The organism is Streptomyces sp. NBC_00670 (assembly GCF_036226765.1).
In the GTDB taxonomy this organism is placed as follows: Bacteria; Actinomycetota; Actinomycetes; order Streptomycetales; family Streptomycetaceae; genus Streptomyces.
Genome location: NZ_CP109017.1, coordinates 3,106,445 through 3,118,591 on the forward strand (window position 1 = coordinate 3,106,445; position 12,147 = coordinate 3,118,591).

Annotated in this window: 10 protein-coding genes; 6 read left to right on the plus strand and 4 right to left on the minus strand. The window is 73.4% G+C overall.

Translation table 11 applies throughout. The features are described 5' to 3' along the window. Positions 1–123 precede the first annotated feature (123 nt). Positions 124–1,335, plus strand: a complete 1,212-nt coding sequence (locus OIE12_RS13730) for a ubiquitin-like domain-containing protein (RefSeq protein ID WP_443053817.1) — start codon at positions 124–126, stop codon at positions 1,333–1,335. Between the two features lie 564 nt (positions 1,336–1,899). Here the strand turns inward: OIE12_RS13730 and rsmI are convergent. Continuing rightward, positions 1,900–2,748 (minus strand): 16S rRNA (cytidine(1402)-2'-O)-methyltransferase, encoded by an 849-nt coding sequence (gene rsmI, locus OIE12_RS13735; RefSeq protein WP_329135151.1) that lies wholly within the window; start codon positions 2,746–2,748, stop codon positions 1,900–1,902. A gap of 103 nt (positions 2,749–2,851) precedes the next feature. Here rsmI and OIE12_RS13740 point away from each other — a divergent pair, with 103 nt between their 5' ends. From OIE12_RS13740 to OIE12_RS13760, 5 genes are all read left to right on the plus strand, one after another. Beyond that, the gene (locus tag OIE12_RS13740) at positions 2,852–4,621 is read left to right on the plus strand and encodes a dolichyl-phosphate-mannose--protein mannosyltransferase (protein WP_329135153.1); all 1,770 of its coding nucleotides are present in this window, start codon (positions 2,852–2,854) and stop codon (positions 4,619–4,621) included. Positions 4,622–4,799: 178 nt separating this feature from the next. Next, entirely contained in the window at positions 4,800–6,416 is a 1,617-nt protein-coding gene (locus tag OIE12_RS13745; RefSeq protein ID WP_329135155.1) for a penicillin-binding transpeptidase domain-containing protein, read from the plus strand. A 109-nt stretch (positions 6,417–6,525) separates the two neighbouring features. Beyond that, positions 6,526–8,235: a penicillin-binding transpeptidase domain-containing protein gene (locus OIE12_RS13750; protein WP_329135157.1), complete on the plus strand. Its 1,710-nt coding sequence runs from the start codon at positions 6,526–6,528 to the stop codon at positions 8,233–8,235. A 113-nt stretch (positions 8,236–8,348) separates the two neighbouring features. After that, a complete protein-coding gene (locus OIE12_RS13755; RefSeq protein WP_329135159.1) occupies positions 8,349–8,840 on the plus strand; it encodes a YbaK/EbsC family protein in 492 nt (163 codons plus the stop codon). A 152-nt stretch (positions 8,841–8,992) separates the two neighbouring features. Further along, positions 8,993–10,156 carry a serine hydrolase domain-containing protein gene (locus tag OIE12_RS13760; protein ID WP_329135161.1) on the plus strand — a complete coding sequence of 388 codons (1,164 nt, stop codon included), beginning with the start codon at positions 8,993–8,995 and terminating at the stop codon, positions 10,154–10,156. Between the two features lie 112 nt (positions 10,157–10,268). On the opposite strand, the gene OIE12_RS13765 is transcribed toward OIE12_RS13760, so the two are convergent. The 3 genes from OIE12_RS13765 to cbiQ form a co-directional block, all read right to left on the minus strand. Beyond that, positions 10,269–10,544, minus strand: coding sequence for a DUF1876 domain-containing protein (locus tag OIE12_RS13765; protein ID WP_329135163.1), 276 nt, complete (start codon positions 10,542–10,544; stop codon positions 10,269–10,271). 63 nt (positions 10,545–10,607) lie between these two features. Then, positions 10,608–11,390 (minus strand): energy-coupling factor ABC transporter ATP-binding protein, encoded by a 783-nt coding sequence (locus OIE12_RS13770; protein WP_329135166.1) that lies wholly within the window; start codon positions 11,388–11,390, stop codon positions 10,608–10,610. Beyond that, the gene (cbiQ, locus tag OIE12_RS13775; protein WP_329135167.1) at positions 11,378–12,139 is read right to left on the minus strand and encodes a cobalt ECF transporter T component CbiQ; all 762 of its coding nucleotides are present in this window, start codon (positions 12,137–12,139) and stop codon (positions 11,378–11,380) included. The genes OIE12_RS13770 and cbiQ overlap by 13 nt, the downstream gene beginning before the upstream one ends. Positions 12,140–12,147 lie beyond the last annotated feature (8 nt).

Sequence of the window (12,147 nt, forward strand, 5' to 3'; positions counted from 1 at the left end):
GCGGTCGTCGGCCGCTCGGCGGCGATAACAGTACGTACTGACTGCGGAGGGTCACGACACGAACACCCGTCGCCACGCTCCGTGTTCGTGTCGTGCGGGAGAGCGACGACCGCTCCCGTTAGGTTGCGCTGGCCCGGTCCGGACCAGCACACCTCGGAGCGCGTCGTCGTGAACACCTCCCCGTACGCCCCCCTGTACGTTCCCGCCCCGCGGCGGGGCGCCCGGCGCAAGCCCCCGGCGCGTCCCGACGCCGTGCGCCGGCTGGTGCCGCAGGCGCTGGTCGTCGCGTTCCTCGCGGGCGGTACGACGGCGTTCGTGGCCAAGGACAAGGCGGTCGAGCTGAACGTCGACGGCGAGCGGCGCACCCTGCACACCTTCGCCGACGACGTCACCGGGCTCCTCGCCGAGCAGGGCCTCGACACCGGCGCCCACGACCTGGTCGTCCCCGCCCCCGGCACCGCGCTGAGCAGCGGTGACGAGATCGACGTACGGCACGGGCGGCCCCTGCGGCTCACGCTCGACGGGCGGCACCACCGGGTGTGGACGACGGCGCGCACGGTCGAGGGGGCGCTGCGGGAGCTGGGGGTGCGGGTGGAGGGCGCGTACCTGTCGGTCGCGCGCTCCCGGCGCATCGGGCGCGAGGGGCTCGCGCTGGACGTGCGCACCGAGCGGACGGTGACGGTCATGGCGGACGGCCGCGAGCGGCACGTGCGCACGAACGCGGCGACCGTGCGGGAGGCGGTGGCGCAGGCCGGGGTCGCCCTGCACGGGGAGGACACGACGTCGGTCGCGCCGGACAGCTTCCCCCGGGACGGGCAGACGGTGACCGTGCTGCGGGTGCGGGGGCACCGGGAGGTGCGCGAGGAGCCGATCCCGTTCGAGGAACGGCGCACGGACGATCCGACGCTGTTCCGGGGCACGGAGGTCGTGGACAGCGCGGGGCGCGCGGGCGTGCGCCGAGTGACGTACGGCGTCCGCACGGTCAACGGGGTCCGGCAGACCCCGCGGCATCTGCGTACGGAGGTGGTGCGGCAGCCGGAGCCGAGGGTGGTGCGGGTGGGGACCCGGCCGCTGCCGGCGTCCGTGGCGGGGGCGGAGGGGCTGGACTGGGGCGCGCTGGCGCAGTGCGAGTCGGGGGGCCGTGCGGACGCGGTGGATCCGTCCGGGACGTACGGGGGGCTCTACCAGTTCGACGTCCGCACCTGGCACGACCTCGGCGGCCAGGGCCGCCCGGAGTCCGCGCCGGCGGACGAACAGACGTACCGGGCGAAGAGGCTGTACGTCCACCGGGGTTCGGCGCCGTGGCCCCACTGTGGTTCGCGGTTGGGCGCGTGATCCCTCCGGGGGTTGGGGGGGGTCGGGGTGGGCGTGGAGCGCCTATGAGCTCGGGGGGTGCGGGTGCGTGGGCGGGTGCGGGTGCGTCGTGGTTGTTCGCGCAGTTCCCCGCGCCCCTTAAAAACGGGGGGCGCCCCCGAGTTTTCAGGGGCGCGAGGCTGTGACATGTACGGCTCCGCCGCGTGGGCGCGAGCATCCGCGACGGACCGCACCCCGAGCTTTTCAGGGGCGCGGGGCTGTGACATCTACGGCTCCGCCGCGTGGGCGCGAGCATCCGCGACAGACCGCACCCCGAGCTTTTCAGGGGCGCGGGGCTGTGACATCTACGGCTCCGCCGCGTGGGCGCGAGCATCCGCGACGGACCGCACCCCGAGCTTTTCAGGGGCGCGGGGCTGTGACATGTACGGCTCCGCCGCGTGGGCGCGAGCATCCGCGACAGGCCGCACCCCGAACCTTCAGGGGCGCGGGGAACTGCGCGACCGGCCACGACGTAGCCGCACCCGCCCACACACCCGCACGCCCGAGCTCGCAGGCGCGCACCCCCGCGGCGGAGCCGCACGCCCCCTAACCAGCCGCGTGCTTCGCCGCGACCACCGCGTCGAAGACCTCCCTCTTCGGGACGCCCGCCGCGGAGGCGACCGCCGCGATCGCCTCCTTCCGGCGTTCGCCCGCGTCCTCGCGGACGCGCACCCGCCGCACCAGTTCCGCCGCGTCCAGCGCCTCCGCCGCCCGCTCGGGCGCGCCCTCGACCACCACCGTGATCTCCCCGCGCACCCCCTCCGCCGCCCACGCCGCCAGTTCGCCCAGGCCGCCGCGCCTGACCTCCTCGTACGTCTTGGTCAACTCGCGGCAGACCGCCGCCCGCCGCTCCGCGCCGAAGACCTCCGCCATCGCGGCGAGCGTGTCGTCGAGGCGGTGCGGCGCCTCGAAGTAGACGAGGGTGCGGCGCTCGTCCGCGACCTCCCGCAGCCGGGCGAGCCGCTCGCCCGCCTTGCGCGGCGGGAACCCCTCGAAGCAGAACCGGTCCACCGGCAGCCCGGACAGGGCGAGCGCGGTGAGCACCGCCGACGGCCCCGGCACCGCCGTCACCCGCACGTCCCGCTCCACGGCCGCCGCCACCAGCCGGTACCCGGGGTCGGAGACCGACGGCATGCCCGCGTCGGTGACCAGCAGCACCCGGGCGCCGCCCACCAGCGCCTCCACCAGCTCCGGCGTCCGGGCGCTCTCGTTGCCCTCGAAGTACGACACGACACGCCCCGCCGGCTGCACCCCGAGGGCCTGCGTGAGCCGGCGCAGCCGCCGGGTGTCCTCCGCGGCGACGACGTCGGCCGAGGCCAGTTCCTGGGCGAGCCGGGGCGGGGCGTCGGCCACGTCACCGATGGGCGTGCCGGCGAGTACGAGAGTTCCAGTCACTCCCCCATCCTCCCAGGGCCCCGGGGCCGCGCGGGCCGCCCCCGCACGCCGTCGATCCGTGGTTGCACGGGACTCACACAGCGCCGTTCCCTACGATGGCGCGGTGACCAGTACCGCGTCCTCCACGGACACCCGGCAGAGCCCGGCCGCCCAGGACCGGCAGCACGCGTGGCAGCAGCGGCTGCGCCGTTTCGGCTACGCGGCCCCACCGGGCGGTGCCGCCGCCCCGGCCGCCGCCGTCGGCACCGACGTACGGACCCGGCTCGTGCCGCCGTTCGCCGAGCCCGGCCCGCGGCTGTGGGCCACGCTCGGGCTGGCTCCCGGGCTCGCCGACCGGATCCGGCGCTGGTCCGGCTGGGGCGGCCCGCTGCTGGTGACGCTGTTCGCCGGGGTGATCCGGTTCTGGAACCTGGGCAGCCCCCGGGCGGTGATATTCGACGAGACGTACTACGCCAAGGACGCCTGGGCGCTGGTCCACAACGGCTACGAGGCCAACTGGGCGAAGAACGCCAACGACCTGATCCTCCAGCACGACGGCCATGTGGCGATCCCCACGGACCCGGCGTACGTGGTGCATCCGCCGGTCGGCAAGTACGTCATCGGCCTGGGCGAGCTGCTGTTCGGGTTCAATCCGTTCGGCTGGCGGTTCATGACCGCGCTGCTCGGCACCCTCGCGGTGCTGCTGCTGTGCCGCATCGGCCGCCGGCTGTTCCGCTCCACCTTCCTCGGCTGCCTGGCGGGCGCCCTGATGGCGGTGGACGGCCTCGCCTTCGTGATGGCCCGTACCTCGCTGCTCGACGGCGTGCTGATGTTCTTCGTGCTGGCCGCGTTCGGCTGTCTGGTCCTCGACCGGGACCGGACACGGGAACGGCTGGCCGCCGCGCTGCCCGCGGATCCGGACGGCAGGGTCCGCCCGGACGCGTACATCGCCGAGACCACCCGCCTGGGGTGGCGGCCCTGGCGCTGGGCGGCCGGGCTGATGCTGGGCCTGGCGATCGGCACGAAGTGGAACGGCCTGTACGTCATGGTCGCGTTCTGCGTGATGACCGTGCTGTGGGACGTCGGCACCCGCCGCGTCGCGGGCGCCGAGCGGCCCTACCTCACCGTCCTCAAGCGCGACACCGGCCTGGCGTTCCTCGCCACCGTCCCGGTCGCCCTGGTCACGTACCTGCTCTCCTGGCTCGGCTGGATCCTCTCCCCGGACAACGGCCACGGCGGCTACTTCCGCGACTGGGCGACCGGCGCGGGCAGGAACAGCGGCTGGACCTGGCTGCCGGAGTGGCTGCGCAGCCTGTGGCACTACGAGCACGAGGTCTACGAGTTCCACGTCAACCTGCACTCGCCGCACACGTACCAGTCCAACCCCTGGAGCTGGCTCGTCCTCGGGCGCCCGGTCTCGTACTTCTACGAGTCGCCCTCCCCCGGCCAGGACGGCTGCCCCGCCGACGCGACCGAGAAGTGCGCCCGCGAGGTGCTCGCGATCGGCACCCCGCTGCTGTGGTGGGCGGCCTGCCTGGCGATCCTCTACGTGCTGTGGCGCTGGGCGTTCCGCCGCGACTGGCGGGCGGGCGCGATCGCCTGCGGCATCGCGGCCGGGTACCTGCCGTGGTTCCTCTACCAGGACCGCACGATCTTCCTCTTCTACGCGGTGGTCTTCCTGCCGTTCCTGTGCCTGGCGGTGGCCATGATGATCGGCGGCATCCTGGGGCCGCCCGGCGCCTCGGAGCGCCGCCGGGTGGCGGGCGCGGCGGGGGCGGGCGCGCTGGTGCTGCTGATCGCGTGGAACTTCATCTACTTCTGGCCCCTGTTCACCGGGAACGCCATCCCCATCGAGGACTGGCGCTCACGGATGTGGCTGGACACGTGGATCTGACCGTGGATCCGGCCGGGAAGTCCCGAAAGGGCATGGTCTGTAGCAGAGTTCAGCGGGCTGGACACGGGGTCAGCGATCTGATGACTCTTAGGACAACTTAGGGTCACATCTGCCACAGGTGCCGCACGCGCCCCCTACAGTCGAGGGTGCACGGTAGAGCCGGGAGGGGCTGAAGGGCATGCGCAAGGGGGCCAAGGCCGCGATCATCACGTCGGTGTGCGTGGTGTTGGTGGGAGGCGCCGGGTACGGGGCGTACAGCTTCGTGACCGCCGTCAGCGACACCGGCACGGAGGTGAAGACCGGGCCGCTCTCGGCGGACGAGGTGAAGGACGCGAGCAGTACGTTCTTCACGGCCTGGGAGAAGGGCGACGCCACCAAGGCGGCCGACACCACCGACGACATGTCCGGAGCGGCCGCCGACCTGCTGACCGCCTACAAGAGCAACGCCCACATCTCCGACGTGCACATCACCCCCGGCACCGCGAAGGGCACCACGGTGCCGTTCTCCGTGAAGGCGAAGGTGACCTACCAGGGCGAGACCAAGCCGCTGTCGTACAAGAGCACCCTGACCGTGGTGCGCGGCAAGACCACGGGGAACCCGCTGGTCGACTGGAAGCCGTCCGTGATCCACCCGGACCTGCGGGCCGACGACACCCTGGTGACCGGCGAGGCGACCACCCCGCCCATCGAGGCGGTCGGCCGCGACGGCAAGGTGCTCACCGGCGAGAAGTACCCCTCGCTCGCCCCCGTCCTCGCCACCCTGCGCAAGCGGTACGGCGACAAGGCGGGCGGCAAGCCCGGGATCGAGCTGCAGATCCGGCGCGGCGACCGCTCGGCGGCCGACGAGACGCTGGCCACGCTGACCGAGGGCACCCCCGGCAAGCTGCACACCACGCTCAGCGCGAGCGCGCAGGCGGCGGCCGAGAAGGCGGTGAGCAAGTACGCCGAGTCCTCCGTCGTCGCGGTCAAGCCCAGTACGGGTGAGGTGCTCGCGGTCGCCAACCACCGCGAGGACCAGTTCAACGCGGCCTTCGAGGGCCAGCTCGCCCCCGGCTCCACCATGAAGATCGTCACCGCCGCGATGCTGATCGACAACGGGGTCACGTCGATGAACGGCCCGGCGCCCTGCACGGACACCGCGGTGTGGCAGGGGCAGACCTTCCACAACCTCGCCGGCATGACCGCCAACAAGTCGGCCACGCTCGCCAACAGCTTCCTGCGGTCCTGCAACACCGCGTTCATCAAGCTGATCGACGAGAAGCCGCTCACCGACGCCTCGCTGATGAACGAGGCGCAGGACCGGTTCGGGCTCGGCCGGAACAACTGGAGCACGGGGATCACCTCGTTCGACGGCAGCGTCCCGGCCTCCAGCGGACCGGACCGGGCGGCCAACGCGATCGGCCAGGGCAAGGTGCAGATGAGCCCGCTGAACATGGCCTCGGTGACGGCGACGGCGATCACGGGCGCGTTCCGGCAGCCCTACCTGGTCTCGCAGAAGCTGGACGATCGCAAGTTCGCCACCGCCAAGGGGCTGCCGGCCAACACCTCGAGCCAGCTGAAGCAGATGATGAGGCTGACGGCGACCCAGGGCACCGCCACGCAGGCGATGTCCGGGCTCGGCGGGGACATCGGCGCCAAGACCGGATCGGCGGAGGTCGACGGGCAGGCCAAGTCCAACAGCTGGTTCACCGGGTTCCGCAACGACGTGGCGGCCGCGGCGATGACCCAGGAGGGCGGCCACGGCGGCGACGCGGCCGGCCCGATCGTCGCAGCTGTGCTACGAAGCGCCGGCTGAGGCCACCCCTGTCACACCGCGCCCTTAGGCTGTTGGCCTCGTTGCGTTCTCGGGGGAGCACGGAACGTACGAGGCAGGGGTGGGGAACAGCGAAGGGTTGCGGGAAGCCGTGGGCAAGAGAAGGCGCGCCGTCGAGCGCAAGGGGCGCGGTCCGCTGGTCGTCGGTGCCGTGGCGGCCGTGGCCGTCGTCGGCGGGACGCTGGCCGCGTACAGCGTGTACGGCGGGGCGTCGGGCGACCGTACGGCGGCGGCGGCCGAGCACAGGGCCGTGAAGAAGGGTCCGCTCTCCGCGGCCGAGGTACGGACGGCGGCCACCGCCTTCCTGACCGCCTGGCAGGGCGGCAAGGACGGGCGGGCCGCCGCCGCGACGGACGACCCCGAGGCGGCGAGGACCGCGCTGACGGGCTATCACAAGGACGCCCGCCTCACGGATCTGACGCTCACCCGCGGCAAGCGGTCGGGCGCGACGGTGCCGTTCACGGTGAAGGCCACCGTGTCGTACAAGGGCACGGCCAAGCCGCTGTCGTACTCCTCGAAGCTGACCGTCGTCCGGCGCGCGGAGGACGGCGAGCCGGTGGTCGGCTGGCGGCCCTCGGTGCTCCACCCGGACCTGGAGGACGGCGACCGCCTGGTCACCGGCCCGGCCGGCACCCCGCCGATCAAGGCGGTGGACCGCGCGGGCGGCGAACTGACCACCGAGAAATACCCCTCGCTCGGCACGGTCCTCGACGGACTGCGCGAGAAGTACGGCAAGACGGCGGGCGGCAAGGCGGGCGTCGAGCTCCGCATCGTCCGCAAGGCGGCGAAGGACGAGAAGGCGAGTGGGGAATCGGGCGGGGAGTCGGGCGGGTCCAAGACCTCCGACAAGACCCCCGACAAGACGCTGGTGACGCTGACCGAGGGCACGCCCGGCACCGTGCGCACCACGCTCGACCCGGCGTTGCAGGCCAGGGCGGAGCAGGAGGTGCTGACCGAGGCGAAGTCGTCGGTGGTGCTGACGCGGGCCTCGACCGGCGAGATCCTGGCGGTCGCCAACCAGGGTCACGGCTTCAACGTGGCCCTCCAGGGCAGCCTCGCCCCCGGCTCCACGATGAAGATCATCACCTCCACGCTGCTGTTCGAGAAGGGCCTCGCCTCGGCCGACAAGCCGCACCCGTGCCCGAAGTACTCCTCGTACGGCGGCTGGAAGTTCCAGAACGACGACAAGTTCTCGATCACCGGCGGCACGTTCAAGGCGAGCTTCGCCCGCTCCTGCAACACGGCCTTCATCAGCCAGGCGAAGAAGCTGGACAACGACGACCTGACCGAGGTCGCCCAGCAGGTCTACGGCCTGGGCCGGAACAACTGGGCGATCGGCGTGCCCTCGCTCGACGGCTCGGTGCCGGTGCAGAGCGGGGCGCAGATGGCGGCGTCGCTGATCGGGCAGGGCGGGGTGCGGATGAACCCGCTCAACATGGCGTCGGTGGTGGCGACGGCGAAGACGGGCGTCTTCCACCAGCCGTACCTGGTCGCCCCGTCGGTGGACCACCGCACGCTGGCGAAGGCGGGCCGCACGATGTCCGCGTCGGTGCAGGCCCAGCTCAAGGAGGTCCTGCGATACACGGCGGCGGCGGGCACGGCCGCCGAGGCGATGGCGGGCCTCGGCCCGGACGACGGCGCCAAGACGGGCTCGGCGGAGGTCGACAACCAGGAGAAGCCCAACGGCTGGTTCACGGCGTGGAAGGGCGACCTGGCTGGCGCCGGCGTCGTCCAGGCCGGCGGCCACGGCGGCGACACGGCGGGCCCGCTCGTGGCGGCGCTGCTGAAGGCGGGGAGCTGAGGCCGGGAACTGAGGCCGGGGGCCGGGGCCCCGGCCGACGAAGACGGAAGGCCGCTCGTGCCGGGGGGAAAGCCGCTCGCGCGGCCCCGTCCCCGCCCGCTGGCGTGCCCCGCATGACCGCCACCGAAGTCCATCCCCGCTTCGCGGAAGCCCTGCGTGACCTGGGGCTCGGCGAACTGACCGGCCACGTCCGCCACTTCCCCGAGGGCGCCCGCACGGCCGCCGAGGCCGCCGCGGCGGTCGGCTGCGAGCTGGGCCAGATCTGCAAGTCCCTGATCTTCGCGGCGGACGGGGTACCGGTCCTCGTCCTGCTGGACGGCTCCTCCCGCGTCGACGTCGAACGGCTCCGCCGGGAACTCGGCGCCGAGAAGGTCACCCGCCCCCGGGCCGACGTCGTGCGCGAGACCACCGGCTACGCCATCGGCGGCGTCCCGCCCTTCGGCCACCGCACCCGCACCCGTGTCCTCGCGGACCGCGGCCTGCTGGCACACGAGGTCGTCTGGGCCGCCGCCGGCACCCCGCACACCGTCTTCCCGATGGACCCGAAGACCCTGGTCACGCACGCGGGCGGCACACTCGTGGACGTCCGCGAGCCCACGGACTGAGTCAGGAACCGGCCGAGCCCCGCCGCCGCCCTCCTCGCCCTGCTCCCGGAGAGTCCCGGGAAGGCCGCCGGGGACCGTCCGTAGGATCCGAGGAATCCAAGGCCGTACGCGGACGTTGCACCCACTGTCGTAGGCAGGAAGGGAACGTGGGCGTGGACGGCGTGCGGGGCACGGTGGACGAGGGGTTCGAGCCGGTGAGGGACGCGTTCGCGCGGAACTTCGAGGCGCTGGGCGAGCGGGGCGCGGCGGTCGCCGTGTACCGGGACGGGCGCAAGGTCGTCGACCTGTGGGCGGGCACCAGGGATGTCAACGGTGCCGCGCCCTGGGAGCACGGCACCGCGCAGATCGTCCGGTCCGCGACGAAGGGTGTCGCCGCCGCCGTCCTGCTGATGCTGGCCGAGCGCGGCGAACTGGACCTGGACGCGCCGGTCGGCCACTACTGGCCCGAGTTCAAGGCGCGCGGCAAGGAGCACGCACTCGTCCGCCACGTCCTCGCGCACCGCGTCGGCGTGCCGGTGCTCGACCGGCCGCTCACCCCCGCCGAGGCGCTGGACCCCGACCTCGCCGCGGCGGCGGTCGCCGCGCAGGCCCCCGCCTGGGAGCCGGGCACGGACCACGGCTACCACGCGCAGACGTACAGCTGGCTCACCGGCGAGCTGGTGCGACGGGTCACGGGGCGTTCCCTCGGCGAGTGGCTGGCGGCCGAGGTCGCCGGTCCGCTGGGGCTCGACCTGTGGGTCGGACTGCCGCAGGCGGAGGCCGGCCGGGTCGGCCGCGTCGGACCGCTCCCGGAACCCGGGCCTTCCGCCGACGCCTCCGGTCCGCGTCTGCGCCCCAAGCGTGCGGTGTCCGAGGCGTACGCGGACCCCGGGTCACTGACCCGGCGCGCGTTCGGCGCGATCACGCCGATGCCCGACGAGAACGATCCGGCGTACCGCGCGGCCGTCCTCCCCGCGTCCAACGGCATCGCGACGGCCCCGTCGCTGGCCCGCTTCTACGCCGCGCTCATCGGCGAGGTCGACGGCGTACGGCTCTGGCGCCCGGAAACGGTGGGCCTCGCCCGCGCCGAGGCGTCCGCCGGCCCCGACCGCACCCTCGTCGTCCCCACCCGCTTCGGCCTCGGCTACATGCTCCACGGCCCCGCGTCCCCTCTCCTGACCCCGCACTCCTTCGGCCACCCCGGCCGCGGCGGCGCCCTGGCCTTCGCCGACCCGGAATCGGGCCTGGCCTTCGCGTACGTGACCAACGGCTTCCGTAAGTCCGTCACAGCGGACCCACGTGCGCAGGCTTTGATACGGGCGATGCGGGCGCTCTAGGCCGTCTCCCTGTGCGGCTCCGCCGCGGGGCGCGGGACGCCTCCACCGGCGGACAGCCGACAACGGGCCCCCGCGGCGGGCCCAGGGGACGCAGCCCCCGAGGCCCCCGGAATCAGACGGCGAGCGGCCGGGACGTTCGCCCCGCCGCCTCGTCGATCTCCCCGTGCGCCTTCGTCAGCATCCGCATCGCCAGCTCGTTCAGCGCCCGCGCCCCCGCGATCTCCTCCCCGACCCGCGGCTGATTGCCGTCGGACCGGTGCCGGTTCGCGTATCCGTTGGCCCGGACCTCGCTGCCGTCCGGCAGGCGCACCAGCGCGATCGCCCGCGTACGGTGCTCGTCCTCCTCGAACTCCAGCTCCACGTGCCAGCCCACGACGGTGTGCGCCATGACGATTCACCTCCAAAATACCGCCACTTCCAGGGTGCGCCCCGCCCGCGGCGGCCGCACGTCCTAGGAGCCCGACGCCACCGCCCGCGGGTCGAAGCCGAACGGCAGTTCAAGCCGGTGCGCCCGCATCAGCGCCTCGTCGCCGAGGAGTTCGCCGGTCTTGCCGTCCGCCGCGATGACCCCGTCGCTGAGGATCAGCGCGCGCGGGCACAGCTCCAGCGCGTACGGCAGGTCGTGCGTGACCATGAGCACGGTCACGTCCAGCGACCGCAGGATGTCGGCGAGTTCGCGCCGCGAGGCCGGGTCGAGGTTGGAGGAGGGCTCGTCCAGGACGAGGATCTCCGGTTCCATCGCGAGTACGGTCGCCACCGCCACCCGGCGCCGCTGCCCGAAGGAGAGGTGGTGCGGCGGCCGGTCCTTGAACTCCGCCATGCCGACCCGCTCCAGCGCCCGGTCGACCCGCGCCTCCAGCTCCGCCCCCTTGAGCCCGGCGGCGGCCGGGCCGAAGGCGACGTCCTCGCGGACCGTCGGCATGAACAGCTGGTCGTCGGGGTCCTGGAAGACGATGCCGACCTGTCGCCGGATCTCGGCCATGTGCCGTTTGCCGACGGGCATCCCGGCGACGGTCACCGTGCCGGTGCCCCCGCTCAGGATGCCGTTGAGGTGGAGGACGAGCGTGGTCTTGCCGGCGCCGTTCGGCCCGAGCAGCGCCACCCGTTCGCCGCGCTCGACGCGGAAGTCGACGCCGAAGAGCGCCTGGTGCCCGTCGGGATAGGCGAACGCGAGCCCGGAGACCTCCAGGGAGGCCGGGGCGGGGGAAGGGGAAGGAGCTGTCACAGGAACCATCCCAGCAGACACACCGCGAGCGCGGCCACGGGGAGGGCCAGTGCGTACGACCACTGCGCCCGGGAGGCGGTCACCTCGTCGATCACCGGCATCGACCCGGCGTACCCCCGGCTCACCATCGCCAGGTGCACGCGCTCGCCGCGCTCGTAGGAGCGGATGAACAGCGCCCCGGCCGACTTGGCGAGCACCCCCCAGTGCCGCACGCCGCGCGCCTCGAAGCCGCGGGACTCGCGGGCGATGCGCATGCGCCGCATCTCGTCGGTGATGACGTCGCCGTAGCGGATCATGAAGGAGGCGATCTGCACGAGCAGCGGCGGCAGCTTGAGCCGTTGCAGCCCGAGGAGGAGTTCGCGCAGTTCGGTGGTGGAGGCGAGCAGCACGGAGGCGGCGACGCCGAGGGTGCCCTTGGCCAGCACGTTCCAGGCGCCCCACAGCCCGTTGACGCTGAGCGAGAGCCCGAGGACGTCGACCCGGTCGCCCTCCGCGACGAACGGCATCAGCACGGCGAAGGCGACGAACGGCACCTCGATCAGCAGCCGCTTGAGCAGGAAGGCGGCGGGCACGCGGGCCGCGTACGCGACCGTGGCGAGCAGGGCGGCGTAGAGCGCGAACGCCCACATCGCCTCGCGCGGCGTCGAGACGACGACGACCACGAAGGCGAAGGCGGCGGCGAGCTTGGTGTGCGGCGGCAGGGCGTGCACGGGCGAGTGCCCGTGCCGGTAGAGCCGGTGCGCGTGTCCGGCGCCCATGTCAGGCG